Below are 21,182 nucleotides of genomic sequence, written 5' to 3' on the forward strand. Positions count from 1 at the left end.
AACTAATATATCATCAGAATGAAAAGAATACTCATTGCATTATCGTTTTATTGCGGCGCTGCTTACGCGCAAACCAAGGACTATCCCATAAAGCCGGTACCATTTACCGATGTAAAGCTCAGCGATAAGTTTTGGACCCCGCGTATCGAAACTAACCGCACAGTTACTATTCCCGCGTCATTTGCCAGGTGCGAGAATACCGGCAGGGTTAAAAATTTTGAAATGGCAGCAGCCCGCAGCGGTAAGTTTTGTACCAAGTTCCCTTTTGATGATACTGATATTTATAAAACTATTGAAGGGGCATCTTACTCCATGGCAGTGCACCCTGATGCCAAACTTGACGCTTATGTTGATTCGCTGATCACTATTGTTGGCAAAGCGCAGGAGCCGGACGGATACCTTTATACAGCCCGCACTATTGATCCGCTGCATCCGCACGCATGGTCGGGTCCGGAGCGCTGGGTGAAGGAAAACGAATTGAGTCATGAGTTGTATAACTCAGGCCATATGTTTGAGGCCGCCGCGGCTCATTACCTGGCTACCAATAAACGCAACTTTTTAGATATCGCGCTTAGGAATGCTGATCTGCTGGTTAAAACCTTCGGACCCGGTAAAAGGCACGTAGCACCCGGACATGAGATCGTGGAGATGGGCCTTATACGCCTGTACCGCATCACCGGTAAAAAAGAATACCTGGACCTGGCCAAGTTTTTCATTGACGAAAGAGGGCGTCGCACCTACGATAAAACCAGTACCGACGAATGGAAAAACGGTATGTACTGGCAGGATAACGAACCGGTTATTGCCCAGGAGGATGCCGAAGGGCACGCTGTAAGGGCGATGTACCTGTACTCGGGAATGGCCGATGTAGCCGCTTTAACCGGCGACAAAGAATATATCACAGCCATTGATAAGATCTGGAACAACATGGTTGGTAAAAAGATCTATGTACAGGGCGGCATTGGGGCTGTTCCCGGCGGTGAGCGTTTTGGTGCCGATTATGAGCTGCCAAACACAACAGCTTATAATGAAACCTGTGCAGCCATAGGCGATGTTTTCTGGAACCAGCGGATGTTCCTGCTGCACGGCGAATCAAAATACATTGATGTACTTGAAAAGGTTTTATACAACGGGTTAATTTCGGGCGTTGGGTTGGATGGTAAAACATTCTTCTACACCAATGCTATGCAGGTAACTAATGGCGTTACCCACCATGAGCTTGAGCCCGAACGTTCCGGCTGGTTTGAATGCTCATGCTGCCCAACCAATATGGCGCGTTTTCTACCTTCATTATCGGGTTATATGTATGCCCAAAAAGGCAACAGTGTTTTTGTTAACCTGTTTATTGCAGGCAGGGCAAATATAGAGGTAGGCGGCAAAAAAGTAAACATTGTACAAAGCAACAGTTATCCCTGGAATGGCGCATTGTCATTCGCGATAACGCCTGAAGCACCAACTAATTTTGCCATGCGCATTCGTATTCCGGGTTGGGCAAGGGCAGAGGCTATCCCGTCTGATCTGTATGCTTTTCAGAATAAATCAGCAGCTAAGATCAGTCTTAAATTAAATGGCAAAGTTGTTCCTTATAAAGTTGAAAACGGCTACGCTGTAATTAACAGGCAATGGAAAAAAGGTGATAACATCGAGCTAAACCTGCCCATGGAGGTTAAAAAAGTTGTAGCCAACAAAGCATTGGTTGATGATAAAGGCAAAACAGCTCTACAGCGCGGCCCAATCATGTATTGTGCCGAATGGAAAGACAATGGCGGTACCGTAAGCAATTTAGAGATCCCGGCAAATGCCACATTTAAACCGGTTGCCGAGCCTGGCTTGTTGAACGGCGTAACTGTTTTAAAGGGACAGGCTTTGAGCAAAACCAACAGTGAAGCTGCTAAGAAGGTAGAGCTAACCGCGATACCATATTATTCATGGGCTAATCGTGGTAAAGGGGAAATGACTGTTTGGTTCCCGGAAGTAAATGCCGCCGCAAAATAAACACATGAAGCCTCAGCAATTGTCACGGAAAAAATTAAGATGGTTCAGGGTAACAGCTTTATGTATCCCCGTACTGATTTTATTGCTTGCCGAAGGCTTGCTGAGGCTTTTCAATTACGGACACGATACAAGTTTGTTTATCCGGTATCCCGATGATAATAGCTATTGGGTGATTAACAAATACGCTTCAGAAAAGTATTTCACCGACACCGCCAACGCTACCAAAGGCAGCATTGAACCCTTTAAGGTTGTAAAAGCAAAAAACACATTCAGGATTTTTGTGCTTGGCGAATCCACGACGGCCGGCTATCCATACCTGCATAACGGCTCATTTCACCGCTGGCTGCAATATCGCTTAATGCATATGTATCCCGATGTTAATTTCGAGGTGATCAACGTGTCCTTAACCGCCGTAAATTCTTACACGGTACTGGATTTTGGTAAACAGGTAGTTAATTATCAGCCCGATGCCGTATTGATTTATACCGGCCACAATGAGTATTATGGCGCTTTAGGTATTGGTTCTACCAGCCATATAGCCAATAATAGGTTTTTAGTGCAAACTGTACTATCACTTAAAGAGTTGAGGCTGGTTCAAATGGCCAACAATATCATTGGCAGTTTTAAATCGGTATCATCCAAGCCCGATCAGCGTGATAACCTGATGGAACGAATGGCTAAACAGCAGTCTATCCCTTATCAGTCAGAAGCATATCAGGCAGGAATAGCACAGTTTAAAGAAAATATGACGAAGCTGTGCCGGTTTATGCAGGATAAAAAAACCCCAGTTTTTTTAAGTACGCTGTTGAGTAACGAAAAAGACCTGAAACCTTTTATCAGCGATACTTCCGATACATCGGCCAATATGCTATATGCACAGGCTAATGATTCTTACCAGGCGGCTAAATACCAACAGGCTAAACAGGAGTTTATCAGGGCTAAAGAATTGGATCTCTTGCGCTTTCGCGCGCCGGAGGCTATGAATGGTATCATTATCGGTCTTGCCAAACAGTTCAGTAATATTCATCTGGTAAATGCCCGGGCCGTTTTTGAACAACATTCGCCAAATGGTATCCTGGGCAACGAAACCCTACTTGAGCATGTACATCCTAATTTATATGGCTATGCGTTGCTTTCGGAGGCATTTTATCAGTCATTGGAAAATGCTAAACTCATTAAAGCCCGGGCCGATCATGAAATGAGTTTAACAGAGTTACTTAGCCGCATGCCGGTTACAAGGGTTGATTCATTATATGGCGCTTATACCATCATGATGCTGAAGGCCGGCTGGCCTTTCAATGAGCCGATCCCGGCAGGCTTTAAAAGGGGAGATGATATCTCCGCACAATTGGCCGGAGCCTTATCGGTAAACCGTATCAGTTGGCTGGATGCTATGGATCAGTTATTTAAATACAGCATGAAAATCGGTGATAAAAAAACAGCGCTAAAAGCTGTTGAAGCCGTAATGCTGGAGAAACCTCAAAATGCAAGCTATCCCATTTATGCGGGCCGGCTGAGCTTTGAGCTGGGCGATAGCGATGCTGCTGCTTTTTACTTTAAAAAAACCTACCAGCTTGATCCCTCTTTCGCCAATACACAAACCATGTACCTCGTGTTCTTGAAAAGCGACCAACCTGCTAAGGCAACACCGTATATCGATTCAGCCATACAGCAACATCCTTCTGATATTGAACTGGTGAATTTAAAAGCCATAGTAGGAGAGATCATCAGGTTAAAAAAAACAACCGATAAAAAAGCATACATGCAAATAGCTGCCGATTACCATGCCATCGGCGCGGATGAAGCTGCTGTAAAATATAAACAACAATGAATAGCAGGGAAGCAAACCGGAAATTCGGCCTCATTGTAGGAGGCGCGTGTTTATCAATATCAGCGTGGCGATACGTAGCTTATCATCAACAAGTAACCTGGTTGTTTGCAATAGGTATTTTGCTGGTGTTAGCGGCGCTAATTACTCCACTGATTTTAAATCCGCTACGGTTACTTTGGGACAGGGTAGGCAATTTCCTGGGAACGATCAATACAACTATCATTTTGTTTGTTTTGTATTTCCTTGTGATTACGCCAATTGGTTTGGTCATGCGCCTGTTCAAAAAAAGCAAACTCGAGTTGAGGTTCGATCCGCAGGCTCTAAGCTACTGGAAACCGGTAAAGCCGGAAGATCATCAATCCATGAAACATCAATTTTAACCATACAGCAATGGACGTTATAGCCGAATTTTTTATGTTCCTGAAATCGAGAAAGCGCTTATGGTTATGGCCGCTGTTTATCCTGCTTTTTTTGTTAAGCCTGTTGCTTGTTTTGGCACAGGGCTCCGCTCTTGCGCCTTTCATTTATTCTTTGTTTTAGGTCGATGTATATTCTGGGTATTTCGGCTTATTTTCATGACAGCGCGGCTTGTTTACTTCAGGATGGGCATATTGTTGCAGCAGCGCAGGAAGAGCGTTTCACCCGCATAAAAAATGATGAAAGCTTCCCTGTAAATGCTATAAAATATTGTTTGTCGGAAGCCGGGATTTCTTTGAATCAGGTTGATCACATCGTTTTTTACGAAAAACCATTCCTGAAATTTGAGCGGCTTTTGGAAACCTATCTGGCTTTTGCTCCATCGGGTTTTATTTCGTTTATGAAAGCGATGCCCATATGGCTCAAGGATAAGCTGTTTCTGAAAAAGAATATCGTTAAACAGCTAAAAGTAATTGACGATAGCTTGGATACAAAAAAAGCCAGCTTGCTGTTCTCTTCGCATCACCAATCACATGCTGCTTCAGCATTTTATCCATCGCCATTTGATAAGGCTGTTATCTTGACTGCCGATGGCGTAGGGGAATGGACTACCACATCTGTGGCTATTGGTGAGGGTAATAAAATAGAACAGGTTAAGGAGATCGGGTTCCCGCATTCCATCGGCCTGTTGTATTCGGCGTTTACCTATTATCTTGGTTTTAAGGTTAATTGCGATGAGTATAAAGTGATGGGCCTGGCACCTTACGGCAAACCTGTTTATGAGGATCTGATATTTAAGCATATTGTGGACTTAAAAACCGATGGTTCATTCCGGTTGGATATGCGGTATTTTAATTATTGCCAGGGACTTACCATGACCTCGACCCGGTTTGATGAATTGTTCGGCCAAGCGGCTCGTAAGCCTAAGGCAACGATTACCCCGTTTCACATGGATGTGGCCGCTTCCATACAAGCTGCAGCCGAACACATCATGCTTACCTTAACCAAAGCATTACACCAGGAATACCAGATTGATGCTCTTTGTATGGCTTGCGGCGTAGCGCTCAACTGCGTAGTTAACGGTAAAATATTAAAACAATCAGGCTTTAAGCGTTTATGGATCCAACCAGCCGCGGGCGACGCAGGCGGTGCCTTAGGAGCAGCTTATGCGGTTTGGTACCAGCACTTAGATAATGAGCGTGAAGATACTCAAGGTAAAGATAAAATGCAGAACGCTTTGCTTGGTCCATCATTTGAAACCTCAGCAATAAAGGAATGTTTAACTGATAACCACCTCCGGTTCGAAGAATTAAAAACCTCCGATGTGCATAGTAAGATCGCGCAGCACCTTAGTGAAGGTAAGGTGATAGGCTATTTTAAGGGGCGAGCAGAATTCGGTCCGCGGGCATTAGGCGCAAGGAGCATACTGGCAGATCCGCGAAGGCAGGATATGCCAGCGGTTTTAAATCAAAAAATCAAGTTCCGGGAATCATTCCGGCCGTTTGCCCCTGCGGTATTAGAAGAGCACGCCGCTGCTTACTTTGGTTTGGAAGTACCCAGCCCTTATATGTTATTGGTTAGCGCAATTAACCCCGAATTTCATATTGCTTCAGCCGGTGAAAGCCAGCTAAGCGGATTTGACTTATTAAAGGTTAAAAGATCAATAATTCCGGCGGTAACGCATGTAGATTATACTGCCAGGGTGCAAACCGTGAATGCAAAGCATCATCCTGATTTTTATAAACTTATCAAAGCTTTTTACGATTTAACCGCTTGTCCCTGCATTGTTAATACCTCCTTTAACCGGATGGACGAACCCATTGTAAATACACCCCAGGAAGCGGCTGACTGTTTTCTTCAAACTGACATGGACGTACTGGTGATTGAAGATTTTCTTGTAGAAAAAATGGCATAAGCAATAAAGCCCAAGCCTACCAGTTCTACTTTTTAAGAAGGTTGCAAAATTTGATCATAGATTGTTTGCTGATACTCCAATCCGGAGCTTTAATATTACCCCAGGCTTTAGGATTGTCATATAGATTAAAATAGCAAACGCCAAATACATGTGGATTGGCATTTATTGTTTTTGCTGCATCAATAAGCCATTTGTCCTGGAAGCTTTCTGGTCCTTTTACACCAAATTCAGTTATAAATAGTGGTTTATCAAGAAATCTCATTCTGAAATATTTTCTGTTGAATATCGTACTAAAGGCTTCTTGTTTCTCCGGGTCGATAATGTTTTTATCCGGCAAACCATAAATGGCTATACTGATAAAATCCACAACATCGCTGCCAGGCCAAAAATCAGCAGAACCGCGATCACCTGCAGGCCCCCATACCTTTTTTACATTTTTACCAGGCCCGCCGTTAAACTGCATAAAATATCTAAAGGCATTGATATAGGTAACTGGTTCCTGGCTTTGCCATGCATACCGGTGTATCGGAATTTCCATTTCGTGCATCCATCGCAGATAAACTGTGGTGTCGGTTGCAGAAATTATTGCGAATAGTTTTTTGATCTGTTCGTTATAGCGCCCTTTCAATATGCTCTCCAAAACGGCAGTGTCGGCTCTGCCGGTTATATCCCGCCAGGGCTCCATAGTTACAATTACTTCGTGGTGGCGATTAATAGCCTCTGTGAATTTTTTCTCAAAATCGCCCCGTTCCAGTTCGCCCCAATCGGTAAAAATGTGCTCTAAGTTAATCTCCGGTTGGTTGACCAGTCGTTTGTTTGGGTCAAACACGCCGACCTTTAACGAGGTACGATTTGGTTTTAGCTTGGCACTATCTGTATAATTGCTTTTACTATAAATAGTATTGCTGTAAGTTGTAACTAAACTCTTTTGTTCATTTAACCAACTATACTGAAAATCCGTTTTACCCTTATCACTACCCATAATCAATATTGGTTTGCCAATAAACCGCAAGCGATGCAGCTTGTGCGTTAACATGGCAACAGTTGTTTGGTCCTGCGGATAAAAGTGGGTAGTGAGCTCTGACCAACTGCCAAGTGTTATGCCCGCATAATCAACAGTTTTGTTTCCCGGCCAATATTCAGTATCACCAGGGTAGCCCGAAGGCCCCCAAACGATTTGTACAGCAGGAGCAATCGTTTTTATTTTTCTTGAAAAATAGTTGAATGAATTAATGTAGTCATTAGGCGATTTAAATTGCCATGGATAAACACCTGCAGGTACTTCCATATCGGGGTTCCAGCGAATAAATACTTGATGACTGCTCTTGGCTACTATGGCGGCCAATTGATCGAACTGTTTGTCAAATCGCCCCTTAAGCACTTCTGTTAAAACATTGTTTGCGTAATCAGGGCCTTTAAGCCAGGTTTCTAAAGTGATTAATATGTCTCCCTTAGTTAATGCTGTTTCTAAATCTCCATAGTTTGACCATAACGCGGTATTTGTTAATATGCCTCTGTAACATGCGATAGATTTGGCAGGCTGGGACTTGTTTAAATTGATTGGATCAAATACAGCTAACACTTGCTCGTTGGTGCCGTAATAACTATTCACCAAATAACTCTTAAAAGAAAAACGCATGTTTAGTAGCAATACACCTGAGAATAATATACCCAGGCCGACTGCTATATAAACTTTAGAGGATGTTTTTTTCACTTAACAATTAATTTTGAAGAGGTGTATTTAAAGTGGTATAGTCATCAGTCATGTTATCGCCTTTGGCAGCAACGAGATATATTCTGTACCTGTCGTCGTTTTGCGGAATTGTAACATTTATACTCGGTCCGTCACCCAATTTTTTCATGTCGGTGGCATTGCCCCAGTTGTCTGTTTTGATCAGATACCATTCAAATTTCAAGTCGTTTTTTAAATAACCCGCTATATTCCATTTGTTGTATGCATAAATCAGGGCGTTATAAGACAACGAAGCACCAGGAGTGGTTGTTAAGGCCGGTTTTAATATTTTAACATGAGGCAAATTATAGTCGGCCACTGCGCCATGCCAGCGTTTGCTTATGCTATACAAGTAAGGTTTATTTCGGCCCCATATATCTTTTAAACCGTCAAGTGTAATAGCTACGCCGCTTTGCTGATCCTGCCAGTTAGCATAAAAAGCCCCGCCTAAAGGTTCTTTGCCCGCAAGGGCCATAGGGTCGGCGCTGCTAAAGAAAAAAGGAGCTTTAAGATCTGATTTAATAAATTTTAATGCATGCTTATTACTAATGATCAATCCAAATGCATCAATTTGAGGCATCTGCTCATGTAATAAACTCATAGTAGTGCCGAGGGAAGGGGACGACAATAGATCCAATGTTAATGGCCTGGTAGGGTCTGCCTGTTTGATTGCCTTTACAAGGAGCTTTAAAAAACTGATGTAATGTTGTTGGGCTTGCTGTAATTGTGTCCCTTTATAATATTGAGCCAGTTGCTGGTAACTGTTGTTGCCAAGGTTCCAGGCACTAATTTGAGGGTTTGATTTATTCTTATTTACGATGTTAAGAATAACACTGGCTTGCTCCTTTAGATAGCTGGTATCATTTAAAAAGTTTGGCGGATCCGGCATCCAGAAGCTATAATGTATTTTTAAGCCCTTTTTATCCGCAGCATCAAAAATGGAACGGTCATAGATATTAGGCCCATATATTTTTATTGTATTTATTCCTGCTTTGCGCATGTCATCAAAGTCGTCCATGATGATCTTTTTTGTGAGCGGAGTTATGTTTTTGTACCAGTAGTTCCCTTTTGAGTAGATCACACCTTTAACGGATGTGAAAAATGAGGGGTTTGCCAATATTTGTTCCTGATCTTTTACCTCGTCGACACTGGTTAATGTATCGGTTAAAGGATCTTTTTGAGCAGTATGAAACGATACGAGAGAAGGACCTTTACCCGCGCTGTCCGAATTCTCATCCGAATTCCGGGAGGCATATATACTTAAACAGACTGCTAATACTGTAAGAATGAGGCTCAATTTTCTTACACCACCATATATTCTTCTTCGCAGCAACCAAAAATGCTTTTTAACATGCTGTACTTGCGAAACCATGCTAAATAAGGTAGCGTGCTTACCAACGTATCCCTGGAACTTTAGCTCCGAACTTGCTATCAGCATAAAGATCATGAACATGCAATTCAGGCTAACTATACCAGCCATGAAAAGCGTAAACGGACTCCAGTCGTCATGAAGGCCGTAAGCGATAGCGGCAAGGGAAACTCCCAATACCACGATATTAGGAAGGTTGTATCTTAAATTTTTTTCGTCCTTGATATCCTTTGGGGTCGCAATGTAAGGTACATCCTTTCTGATGAGGGTGTAGATAAAACCTAAAATGAATACCCACCATGTGCCAATAAGTAATAATCCTCCAACTACGTGAAATCCCCGCTCATTGTCTTCCATTACCCACTGCTGCACAAAATGCCGGATCAGGATAACCGCTGTTATAAAAGGGATGCTAATAACCAAAAACTCCGAAAAATCCATTCTTAATGGAAACACATCCATGAAAAGGGACATGACAGGGATCAGGAAATTAATAAGAAATACAAAACCCGATAAATAAAACAAGGGTAAAAGGCCGTAATGGAGCTTTTGCCGCCAGGTGAATTTTTTAAATAACTGAACATAAGAAGTGACCAGGAGCTCAAAAACGCCCCTCGACCATTTCAATTGCTGCTTATAATAAGCAGATAAAGTAGCCGGAACAAGGCCCCTCGTCAATACTGCCGGTACATAAATGGATTTCCATTTACGCGCATGCAACTGCATCGCAGTATGCATATCTTCCGCCAGTCCGGCTGCGTGGCCGCCAATTGACTCCAACGCCGTGCGCCTGAAAGTGCAATTGGCACCTATAGCCTGAACGGTTCCATAGCTGTTCATGCACATCATCATTGGGCCGTAAAACTGGTAGGTTTGTTGTGCCGCGCCTTTCGCTATCCATCCGATGCCCTGGTTGTAGTAAGCCTGTACAATTTGCACATACCCAATTTCAGGATTGTCAAAATGTGCAACTATCGGATCGAGAAAATCGGGTGTAGGCACGTGATCCGGATCAAGGACAACACATAGTTCTCCGGATGATTGAGCTAATGCATTGTTGATATTACCGGCTTTTGCATTTATCTTTTTAGTTCGGGTAATATGGTGAACTCCCAGTTCCTGGCATACTGATTTCAAATACGGATCATTGGCCTCATCACATAAGTATGCCTGATGCGGATAATGTATAGCCTGAATAGCAGTAAGCGTTTCAACAATCATTTCATAAGGCTCACCCGCACAAAAAGTAGTAAATATATCTACCGTATATTGTTTTGTTAGTGGGGGGGATGTGGGAACGCTTATCGACCAGTAATGATACCACTCATATAATATTTTGAAAAACGTATATATAAAGGTCGACATTAACAGCCAGTAAAGGGGCTGATAGCCAATAACCGATTTTTTGAACATGCTGTATGTAAAAAAAAGCATGCAGAACACGCCGATGAGAATCATCAATCTCAAATAAAGCAGCTGTAGTTTGCTTGGCGGTTTAATTAAATTGTTCTTCATGGATTTTTTAATACATAAAAAGGTGTACTGGAAGTAGCGAAAGCTCCCCTTTGATTATATACATAAACCAATATGCGATAAGGCCCTTCTTTATCGGGTACCTTAAAGCTTAAATTGGATCCATGCTGACCGACGATTAAATTCTGAATTTCTTTTGGCTTCTTTTCATTAAAAGTACCATTGGGTTTAAACCAGTCCTCGTGAAATATTTTCCATTTAAATGTTAAACCGGTTGTATCTGCGTTTTCAAAATATACTTTGCTGTTAACAGTTATAGCAGGTTGAAACAAAATATTATCCCTGGCGCCCTTTCCTTCTAATAGCATATATTTTAGTGAAGGGGCGCTGTTTGTTGTTTTTTTACCGGTCCAGATGTAGCGCATAACCTGAACGGCCCCGGTTTCGGCGCCGTTTTCGTCAAACATACTGAACCACGTAGGGGTTAGCTCCTGCTTTTGTCCCCAATAAAATACCATTGAGCCCAAAAATCCAGGGTCATTTACCGGCATATACTTTTGGTAATTGGTAAGGTATTGTTCAGCTTTTTTTGTACTTGTGCTTTCGATATAAGCACCCCAGGCATTTCGGTTTTCTGCAAGCCAGGGCCCTTCAATACCCCATTCTGTAATTAAGAACGGCCCGCTCCAAAACCACTTGAATTTTACAAGGTCTTCTTTCAATGTTTGAATAGAGCCGAAAATGTTGAATGATATAAAGTCGATTTTGGTTCGTAGCTTGATGTTAACGATGTTTTTCTTTTGAAAACTCATGATTGTCGTCGTCACCGGATGATTAGGGTCCTTTTGGTGAATCATATCGACGATACCGTTGAACGTTGCGTAAAACTTGTTGTATTTCGGTTTGTTAGGAAATGCAAGTTCGTTACCGAGGCACCAGCTCAATAACGCAGGGCGATCTTTGAAGCGCTCAATTAAACCGGCAATTTTATCTGCGTAAACATCAGCCTTAGGGGTATTATAAAAATTTTCAAGGCTTTCGCTTGAAGGCATTGGTAAACCCACTACTACCGCTAAATGATAGACTTGGGCCGAATCCAGAACGCTGGCTAAGTGCGATGTGTCCCAAACTCTGATGGTATTGCCTCCCGATTCCGCTAATTGTTTCAGGTTTGTAAAACCCGAGGCCCCTTTTACGAAAAACGGTTCTCCATTACGGTATAATTGGTACTTTCCATTTATATTTTGAATGCAAACCGTAACTTTTTTAGGATTAACCTGTGGCGATTGATAACATGAAGAGAGTAAAAAACAAAATATGGAAAAGTTAAGGATTTGCGTAAAGAGTGTAGATTTCATAAATGATAATTCGGCAGCACTTGAAAACGGATAAAAGATCCGTGTTTGTCTATTTAAACCGCATAATGCGGATTCCCGGGCTGCATAAGTTTTTTCATATTTAAATCCAGGTAAAATTTCATTGTATCCTGTATACGCTGAATATTGACAATAGTTGGATTATAGGATAGAGAACCGGGATGTTTTTAGCTAATTAAGTTCAAAAATATGAAAAATGCATTTTGCGCTTGCATTTTACTTCTCAATAAGTGCATATGGTGTTGGCATTCCTGATACAGGCCATAGCCAGAACATTAGTTTCTTTTTTAGATGATTAATGTCATTTTATATAGTGCCAAAGGTTATACTTTATAAATGACTTGAATGATATCTTTGATGATAATAAACCCTTTTAGCATGATACCAAAAACAATGAAGGCAGCGGTTCTGCATGCTTTTGGCCAACCACTGGCTATAGAACAGGTTCCTGTAAAAGAACCCGGAAATGATCAGATATTAGTTAAAGTGATTACTTGCGGCGTATGCCATACAGATTTGCATGCGTGCGAAGGCGACTGGCCGGTAAAGCCAAAGTTGCCGCTTATACCCGGCCATGAGGCAATAGGTTATGTTGCTGCACTGGGGGCAAATGTCACAAATTTGAAAGAGGGTGACATTGTTGGTGTACCCTGGTTGTTCAGTGCATGCGGTTGTTGTGAGTATTGTTTTACAGGCTGGGAAACGCTTTGCGAAAGCCAGAAAAACGGGGGCTACAGTGTTGATGGTGGGTATGCGGAATATGTTATCGCTGATGCCCGTTATGTAGCGCGGTTCCCTGCCAATATTAATTTTCTTGAAGTTGCACCTGTAATTTGTGCAGGCGTTACCGTTTACAAAGGTATAAAGGAAACTGATACCAAGCCGGGAGATTGGATAGCCATTTCAGGGATTGGCGGTTTAGGGCACATGGCCGTACAATATGCAAAGGCTATGGGGTTGCATGTGGCTGCAATTGACGTTGCCAATGATAAATTGCAGCTTGCACAGGAACTTGGAGCTGATATTGTAGTAAATGCGCTCGAAGAAGATCCCGGTGATTATATAAAAAAACATACCGGGGGGATGCACGGCGTATTGGTAACTGCAGTATCACCCATAGCCTTTAACCAGGCGTTAACCGCATTACGGCGTAAGGGAACGGTATCGTTAACTGGTCTGCCACCGGGTAGTTTTGACCTTTCTATATTTAACACGGTGCTTAATCGTTATACCATCCGCGGTTCAATTGTTGGTACCAGGATAGATATGCAGGAAGCCATCGCATTCGCAATAGAAGGAAAAGTTAAAGCTACCGTCAGGGCCGAAAAACTCGAAAATATTAACGAGGTTTTTAACGAAATGAAACGAGGCGAGATAAACGGGAGGATAGTTCTGGAAATAGCTAAACCTTAGGTTTCATTACGACAACCGGCGATGCAAAAAGATTAAAGTAGGTAAGTCAGCTGCTTTACACAGACGTCAATAATGAGGGCCCAAGTTATTTGAAAATTAAGCGCCGCCACTCCAGGCGGCGCTTATTGTTGGTAAACTAAAACTGATTTTTACTGAAGGTTAAAAAATAAAGAACGAGGAGTATCTTATGAAAATTTTGTCCCGGTGGTATTAGGCATTATTCTGCTTTGGCTTAAGCGCATCGTTAAGGCGCTCGTACATATCCGTTAAGTGTGCACGGGTAATTCCGTTTGAGCCGTTTGCCGCGGCCTTTAGTTGCAAGGCCAGTGATTTAGCATGCGCTTTTACTATTGATAAGCCGTCATTATCCAAACCAGTTGATTGTTTGCTGATAATGTTAATGAGGGCCTCAACGTAAACCTTCTGGAGATCGCGGCGGTAAATGCTAATGTTTTTATGAGCCGGTAATTCAGAGAAAATACCTTTTTTTAAATCGGTCAGCATTTCGGTAACACTGTACGCTTTATCGCCATAAATATGCTCTTCATTAAGCATAGTGGTAATACGCTGTGCACCTATAAGCTGTAATAGTACTCCTTTTTGCACCCTGGTAACGATGCTGAAATCGGTAGTGCTGCAATCATAGAGTTTGCTGTCCACAAGCCAGTAGGGGGTGGTAAAAAGCTGTTCCTGCAAAAAAGCCATCGCCCGTTTTTGTTTTTCTTTTTCAACAACCGAATAAATAGGGCCTGCCTGATCAACTGTTTTTGGAGTAGTGTAAATACCACCAATGTGCTTTAATACATGCCCCATAAAACGCTGATATTCGGTTACTACTTCCGTGTACATATCAGCAATTTTATCGTAGTTTTCGTTAGGCTCTTTTAACCATGTAGTAAGGTTAGGCACAACCCTTTTCAGGTTTTTGATACCGTACGTACTGGCCAGCATAGCGTCGTCGCCAAGATCTTCGCTTTGGTCGCGCGGGTCAAGGTTACTTCCTTTGTAAATATCATTACTGTACGGGTCTACCTGGCTCCCGTAAAAATACTGCTTGCCCGAAGCCAGCTTATCAATCATCCATTTATTAAGGATAGGTTTCTCATCCTTGGTAGTTTTTGCTTCAGGGATTAGTTTATAGCCCCATTCAATGGCCCATTTGTCATAGTCGCCAATGCGGGGGAAAATGCCCTTTTCGCTAATGTTGTCTTCGGGCTGAGCTACGTAGTTAAAGCGGGCATAATCCATGATAGATGGGGTGTGGCCATGTGCTTCAACCCATGCTTTATTACGCAGGTTAGCAACAGGTACGGTTGATGATGAGCCAAAATTGTGCATTAAGCCGAGGGTGTGGCCAATTTCATGTGATGATACAAAGCGGATTAACTGGCCCATCAGTTCATCATCTAATTGCGGTTTACGTGCACGCGGGTCAATGGCACCGGCTTGCACGGTGTACCAGTTTTGTACCAGCGTCATTACACTATGGTACCAGTTGATATGCGTTTCGAGAATCTCGCCCGTGCGCGGATCTTTAATACTCGGGCCGCTGGCATTGGGTATAGATGAGGGTTTGTAAACCAAAACAGAGTGGCGCGCATCGTCAATATTCCAGGTTGAATCATTAAGCGGTGGTTCTTTGGCTACGATGGCGTTTTTAAAACCTGCTTTTTCAAAGGCAACCTGCCAGTCGTTGATTCCCTGCATCAGGTAGGGGACCCATTTTTTAGGCGTAGCCGGATCGATGTAAATAACAATCGGTTTTTGCGGCTCAACCAGTTCACCGCGTTTGTATTTTTCCATGTCGGCCGGTTTGGGCTCCAGACGCCAGCGCCAGATATAGCTGGTATTGGAAACACCATGAGGGTTGGCATCAAAATCAACATAGGAGTTGGAAAAGAAACCGATTCTCGGGTCGGCCAAACGCGCTTTCATCGGTATTGCCGGCAATAATACAATCGAACTGTTGAACTCAAATGTTACCGGCGGAGGGGTACCACCGCCCGGCCCTGGTTTTAAATTGTAAGTTTTTACCGATCGGATCTCTACATTAGTTGGAAATGCTTTTGCATCATCAATAAAGCCCCTGTCCGCAGCCAAAAAACCTAATAAGCCGCGTACAAAAGGGTCGCCAAGTGCAAAAATGCTGTTGTCTGAATTGATGTAGTCAGTCATATCTATCACACTACTTTTACCTTCTTTGTTAAGGGCTTTGATTGGAAAAGCTCCCTGTATGGTTTGGTAATTGCTATTGATCAGTGACCGTGATAAACCATTTTCGGTAGTATCATTTGAAAACTCCCTGAAAGCGATTGATCGCATTACAATTTTATCTCCGGGGATTTTTTCAAATTCAATTACCGATTCTCCAACCTCATCGCCTGCATAGCTCATTAAGCCACCCGGTAACCTGAAACCTGCGGGTGCTTTGTCAATACGTGATACAATGAGAATATCTTTCTTTAGAAGTGAGTCGGGAATCTCAAATAAGTACTTGTCGGCAACCAGATGCAGTGTAAAAAAGCTCTTCATGGTTTTTGCCGAAGAGGGGACAACCTCTTTGTAAGGTTTAGGGGCGTTAAGTGGCTTTGCAGCCGCAAGCAGGGCAAGCGCTTTTGCCTTGGCGGTATCAACGGTCGTCGCCGGTGTTTTTGATTTTTTCTGAGCATTGGCGGTACCAAACGCCATGGTCAATGCAGCCGCGAGTGTTAGCATCCGGCATGCTTGTTTTTTGTAGTTATACATTAGTTTGTTAGTTTTTCTGTTTTATTGGTAGTGAAAAATTGAGCAAAGCGGTGGCTTTAATAACAGCACAACAGCCGGAAAAATGGCCATTATGCTGCTATAACTCTTTAAGTAGGTTTGTTTAGTAGCCTGGGTTTTGAGTTAAGTTGTGGTCAATAAGGATTTCGGATGCCGGTATTGGTACAAGTGCTTTGTATGCTGCCCATGTGCCTCCTTTTTTAGGTGTTTCCACACCCATTACCGCATCAATTTTACCGGTGCGTTTCAAATCAAACCAACGGTGTCCCCATTCTGTAAAAAGCTCCACCTGACGCTCATGGGCAACGGCTGCTATCACGTCGGCTTGGGTACTTGCAGTAACAGCGGCAAGTGATGCGCGTGACCGGATCACGTTAAGATCAGATTTGGCACCATCCAGGTTGTTTTGCTGCACGCGGGCTTCGGCACGAATCAGGTATTGTTCAGCCAATCTGAGCTCAATTGGCCACTCGGTAACTGGTGCGCTGCTGCCAAATGTTGTATTCGCTTTGTATTTATAGGCATAATAGTAAGTGGTTGCGGGTGCGGTATTAGTTGCCGCGGCATTGTATTTGTCCACCCAGTTTGTAAACCGGGAGTCTCCGCTTTCAAAAGCATTTACCAGAGTTTGGTTAAGCGGTAACTGGGTTAATGCAGAAGCCAAAGGAGAGGCTGTTACTACCAGTGTGTAAGCGTCAGCATTGTTGTAACCGGTTGAAATTGGTTGCAGCGCCCAGATGGTTTCCCTGCTTGCCTTCAAAAATACCTGGTTAAGATTAGGCTCAAGTACATAAATTGAAGTACTAATTACTGAGCTTGCCTGGGCTTCGGCATTGGCCCAGTCGCCGGTATAAAGATATACCCTGGCAAGCATAGCTGATGCCGCCTGTTTGTTAGGCCTTAACCTGTCTGTTGTGGCGCCACCGGTGCCGTTCAGGTATTTAGCGTCGCTGAGTAAGCCTTGTGCATCTTTCAAATCCTGGATAATTTGTTGATATATCTGAGCTTTAGGTGTCCGGGCAAGGGTATTATTAGTAAGATAGTTTGTTGTTAAGGGCATGGCCATATCGCCATAAAGATTTATCGCATAAAAATAGATATAAGCCCTCGCAAATTTGGCTTCGCCCAAAAGCTGATTTTTTACTGCTGGCGTTAGCGCCGTTGCACTTGTTAAGCCTGCTATCGCGGCATTACAATTATAAAGCTGCTGATAAATGGTTGCCCAAAAGTAGTTGCTGTTGTTACCCTGCCCGCTGAGATTGTTGGTGAAAAACTGACCATAAACTACACTGGTGCTGTAGTTTACCAGTTCGTCGGCCGATAGGCCCATCAATAAACTTATGCTGTTTTGACCGTGGTAAAATGAACCTGTAGCACCCATAACATCAAATATGCCGGCTAATATTGATTGGGCTGTTCCGTTTGATGTATAAGCGTTTTCGGCATCAACAGCGCCAACTTGTGGCCCAACATCAAGCAATCCTTTTTTACAACCGGTAACAGATAAAAGTATCAGGACACAGCTCACACACATTCTAAAACCCGGAGCTGAAAATATATTTTTAGTTAATTTCATGATCGTTATAATTTTATAGTGTGACTTGTAAACCTGCAGTGATGGTTCTTAACGGCGGAATACGGCTTGCGCTTTGGTTCTCCGGATCAAGGTTGCCATATTTTGAAATCGTAAGCAGATTATCGCCCTGTACATAAACCCTCAGGTTTTGCAGGTGGAGCCTGGTTAAAACAGGTTGTTTGAATGAATAACTCAAGGATAAGTTCTGGAAGCGGATATAAGAAGCATCGCCAAATGCCGCGGTACTATTTTTAGCATTTGAAAGCGGCGTCAGCAACGCGAAACTGGTTCCAAAGCGTTGGATATTGGTAACATCGCCCGGTTTTTGCCAGCGTGCCAGCATATCGGTAGTAACGTTTTCGGCCCCAAGTCCGGGAGGGAGTAATCCGTTTTGGCCAAAAGCATTTTTGCCAACCTGGTTAATGAACCTGAAAGTGAAGTCAAGTGTAAAGCCATTGTATGACAAACTGTTTTGCAGCGAGCCATAAAATTTAGGTTCGGTATTAATAACGGCAGTATTATCAATTCCTATCACAGGGTTCGCCGTTATATTGCCGTCTTTATCGTAAAACTGGTATACGCCTGTTTGGGGATTTACGCCGGCAAATCGGTAAACCCTTTGTATGGTGGTTGGCATGCCCAATATATAGGCATTGGCAAACGAAGTAGTATTGAGGCTTGGATATTTGATGAGCGCAGTGCGTGGAATTGTCAATAAACCTGTGCTTGACCATGAAAAGCTATTACTTCTTACATTAACCGTGTTTAACGTAAGCTCCCATCCTTTATTTTGTACAAGAGCCGGCAGGTTTGATGTAATTGACGTTGAACCGGTAATGATGCTCAAGGGATAGCCATACAACACATCTGAAGTACGGTTGCGGTAATAGTCGGCTTCAAACTCGATACGCTCGTTAAGAAAATGCAGATCGATACCTAACTTGGCTTTTTTAGTGGTCTCCCACGATAAGTTTGGATTGGCCGGACTCCCTGCCGATAAACCCGGCACACCCTGGTATGGAATAGCTGCGGTTACAGCAGTATAGCTTTGCAGGAAGCGGTATGACCCAATCTGATCATTCCCTGTTATACCATAGCTTGCTGTAAGTTTACCAAGATCAATAAAAGAAAGGGCGTTTTTAAAGAATTTTTCTTTAGAGAAAATCCAGCCACCACCTACGGCGCCAAATAAATGGTACTGCCTGTTGGGGCCAAACTTACTTGAGCCATCGTACCTGCCGCTTACATCAAGAATGTATTTTCCGTCCCATATATAACCTAACCTACCGAACAAGGCAGCAAACCGGCTTTTGTCATATCCGTAAGGAATAGTAGTGGTTATTTTTGTTCCGGCCGAGATACTTTTTAACAGCGCGTCACTGGTGTAGCCTGTTACTGTTAGTTGAGTTGACGCCGATGTTTGTTCCTGCAAGCTGGCACCTACGGTTGCCGTAAAATCCCCTTTACTAATTCTTCGGTTATAATTTACCTGAGGTTCAACACTCCAGGTTGAGTTAACATCAGTTGTAAACCTGCTTGACCCGGTTGTTACATTTTGAAATGGCGCGTAAGATGTTGTTGGCGATCCCAGAAATTCGTTTATTTCCTGTCTGTTATAGCCACTGGTTAGCTTTATTTCCAATCCCTTAACAGGCCTGTAGCTTAATATTGCACTACTTGTCAGATTGCTTGCCGGGGTGTTGTTGATTAATTGAATGGCGGTATAGGGGTTATAAAAAGTGCCGTTTTGAAAATTGAGTGTACCGTCCGGATTGTATATCGGAGGTGCATCTGGTGATAAGGAAACAGAACTGGAGAAGTCTACATTTTTGATGGTATTGTTGTTATAGAGATAGCCGCCGGTAAACGAAACAGAAAATTTATTATCGCTTGTTGCCGAGTTGATGCTGAAGTGGGTTGATGCATTCTGATATGAGCCGCCAAGCTTCATCAGGTTTGACTGCGTATTGTAATTGCCGCTGATGAGGAATTGTGTATTAGCATTGCCACCCGATATTGTTGCCTGCGCATTGGTTGTGTGCGATGCTCCGCCTATCAACTCTTTAGCCCAGTTTGTATACCTTGTGGTGTCCCATGTTCCATTAATGTCATAAGCGGTAGCGAAGGACGGCCCGTCATTTTTGTAAGCCTCATGCCGCATTTCAAGATATTGCTGAGTGTTCAGGAAATTGGGTAGCCGTGTAACTTTGCTTGTGCCCTGGTAAACATTTAAATCAATTTTAACATTACCGGCCTTGCCTCTTTTTGTGGTGATCAAAATAACGCCGTTTGCCGCACGCGAACCGTATATTGAAGTGGCTGTTGCGTCCTTGAGCACGTTGATGCTCTCGATATCCTGCGGATTGATAAAGCTGAGGGCATCACCTCCAATTCCTGATTTGCCCGGTAACCCTCCTAAAGTGTTATTTTGCACATCGTAATAACCACCCTGGTATGGTACTCCATCAACTACATATAGCGGATCGGTTCCGGTACCGTTATTTATACCATTTTGCCCTCTGATTTTTACACTGTATACACCACCGGGCATGCCTGTAGTTTTAACTATGTTCATGCCGGGTACGCTGGCTTGTAGTGCTTCCAATACATTGGTAACAGGATATTTGGCGATGTCTTTGGCGGTGATGGTAGTTTGATCGCCTACGTTGAAACGTTTGGTTGTTTGACCATAAGCAATTACCTGGATCTCATCCAGTTTTCCGATATCCGGTTTTAAGGTAACAACGAGCGGGCTTTTGATATCCTTTATAAGGAACTCCTGGGTGGCGTAGCCTACATAGCTCACCTGTAATACGGCGTCATCTTTAGGGTCGATGAGCAATGCGGTAAATTCGCCCTTTGCATTGGTGATCCATACGTTCTGGGCGTTCTTTAGTTTTAAATTAACACCGGGAAGAGGATTGCCTTTATCGTCAAATACTTTACCGCTGATCAACCTGTTTTGAGGCAGCGTAATTGTTATTTGCGGCAGATCTTTACGCCTGATCACGACGCTTTTATCCACTACGAGATAATCAAGCGGCTTGTTCTTAAAGCACTTCTGAAGCACTTCGTCGATGGTAGCGTCGTTTATCTCCACGTCGATTTTGGGAAGATTCTTAAGTGCGCCGGCTTTGTAAAAAAATGAATAACCACTTTGTTTTTCAAGCTGTTTAAAAAGTGTTTCCATACTTATGTTGTTCACATTTAAATTAATGCGCTGGCCATAAACTGCGGCGTTAACCTGCAGGAAACCAATTAAAATAAGCAAAGTGGTTAACTTCATCACCAATAGTAATTTTTTTAGTTGCGTATGGGTAAT

Annotated in this window: 12 protein-coding genes; 6 read left to right on the forward strand and 6 right to left on the reverse strand. The window is 43.1% G+C overall.

Going from position 1 to position 21,182, the window contains the following annotated elements:
- Nucleotides 1-18 precede the first annotated feature (18 nt).
- From DUL71_RS25715 to DUL71_RS25730, 5 genes are read left to right on the forward strand one after another with little or no spacing between them, the layout of a single operon-like run.
- Entirely contained in the window at nucleotides 19-1,995 is a 1,977-nt protein-coding gene (locus tag DUL71_RS25715; protein ID WP_114940729.1) for a glycoside hydrolase family 127 protein, read from the forward strand.
- A gap of 4 nt (nucleotides 1,996-1,999) precedes the next feature.
- Entirely contained in the window at nucleotides 2,000-3,826 is a 1,827-nt protein-coding gene (locus DUL71_RS25720; protein WP_161964508.1) for an SGNH/GDSL hydrolase family protein, read from the forward strand.
- Entirely contained in the window at nucleotides 3,823-4,206 is a 384-nt protein-coding gene (locus DUL71_RS25725) for an SxtJ family membrane protein (protein WP_114940731.1), read from the forward strand. Before DUL71_RS25720 ends, DUL71_RS25725 begins: the two co-directional genes overlap by 4 nt.
- 10 nt (nucleotides 4,207-4,216) lie before the next feature.
- On the forward strand, nucleotides 4,217-4,366 hold the full coding sequence (locus tag DUL71_RS32560; RefSeq protein WP_279629800.1) for a DUF5989 family protein: 150 nt from the start codon (nucleotides 4,217-4,219) through the stop codon (nucleotides 4,364-4,366).
- A gap of 4 nt (nucleotides 4,367-4,370) precedes the next feature.
- Nucleotides 4,371-6,158, forward strand: a complete 1,788-nt coding sequence (locus DUL71_RS25730; protein WP_114940732.1) for a carbamoyltransferase family protein — start codon at nucleotides 4,371-4,373, stop codon at nucleotides 6,156-6,158.
- Nucleotides 6,159-6,183: 25 nt separating this feature from the next.
- On the opposite strand, the gene DUL71_RS25735 is transcribed toward DUL71_RS25730, so the two are convergent.
- The 3 genes from DUL71_RS25735 to DUL71_RS25745 are packed head-to-tail and all read right to left on the reverse strand — an operon-like array spanning nucleotide 6,184 to nucleotide 12,090.
- Complete coding sequence (locus DUL71_RS25735) at nucleotides 6,184-7,872, reverse strand: glycoside hydrolase family 26 protein (protein ID WP_154402479.1); 1,689 nt, start codon at nucleotides 7,870-7,872, stop codon at nucleotides 6,184-6,186.
- Nucleotides 7,873-7,879: 7 nt separating this feature from the next.
- Nucleotides 7,880-10,774, reverse strand: a complete 2,895-nt coding sequence (locus DUL71_RS25740; RefSeq protein WP_114940734.1) for a glycosyltransferase family 2 protein — start codon at nucleotides 10,772-10,774, stop codon at nucleotides 7,880-7,882.
- A complete protein-coding gene (locus DUL71_RS25745) occupies nucleotides 10,771-12,090 on the reverse strand; it encodes a glycoside hydrolase 5 family protein (RefSeq protein WP_114940735.1) in 1,320 nt (439 codons plus the stop codon). Before DUL71_RS25745 ends, DUL71_RS25740 begins: the two co-directional genes overlap by 4 nt.
- 396 nt (nucleotides 12,091-12,486) lie before the next feature.
- On the opposite strand from DUL71_RS25745, the gene adhP reads away from it, so the two are divergent.
- Nucleotides 12,487-13,521, forward strand: a complete 1,035-nt coding sequence (gene adhP / locus DUL71_RS25750) for an alcohol dehydrogenase AdhP (protein ID WP_114940837.1) — start codon at nucleotides 12,487-12,489, stop codon at nucleotides 13,519-13,521.
- Between the two features lie 210 nt (nucleotides 13,522-13,731).
- On the opposite strand, the gene DUL71_RS25755 is transcribed toward adhP, so the two are convergent.
- The 3 genes from DUL71_RS25755 to DUL71_RS25765 all read right to left on the reverse strand — a co-directional run bounded on the left by DUL71_RS25755 (nucleotide 13,732) and on the right by DUL71_RS25765 (nucleotide 21,146).
- On the reverse strand, nucleotides 13,732-16,266 hold the full coding sequence (locus DUL71_RS25755; protein WP_208645650.1) for a zinc-dependent metalloprotease: 2,535 nt from the start codon (nucleotides 16,264-16,266) through the stop codon (nucleotides 13,732-13,734).
- Nucleotides 16,267-16,387: 121 nt separating this feature from the next.
- Nucleotides 16,388-17,860 (reverse strand): RagB/SusD family nutrient uptake outer membrane protein, encoded by a 1,473-nt coding sequence (locus DUL71_RS25760; protein WP_114940736.1) that lies wholly within the window; start codon nucleotides 17,858-17,860, stop codon nucleotides 16,388-16,390.
- Between the two features lie 13 nt (nucleotides 17,861-17,873).
- Nucleotides 17,874-21,146, reverse strand: a complete 3,273-nt coding sequence (locus DUL71_RS25765; RefSeq protein ID WP_161964509.1) for a SusC/RagA family TonB-linked outer membrane protein — start codon at nucleotides 21,144-21,146, stop codon at nucleotides 17,874-17,876.
- Nucleotides 21,147-21,182: the final 36 nt, after the last annotated feature.

This window comes from Mucilaginibacter endophyticus (assembly GCF_003351025.1).
Lineage (GTDB): Bacteria > Bacteroidota > Bacteroidia > Sphingobacteriales > Sphingobacteriaceae > Mucilaginibacter > Mucilaginibacter endophyticus.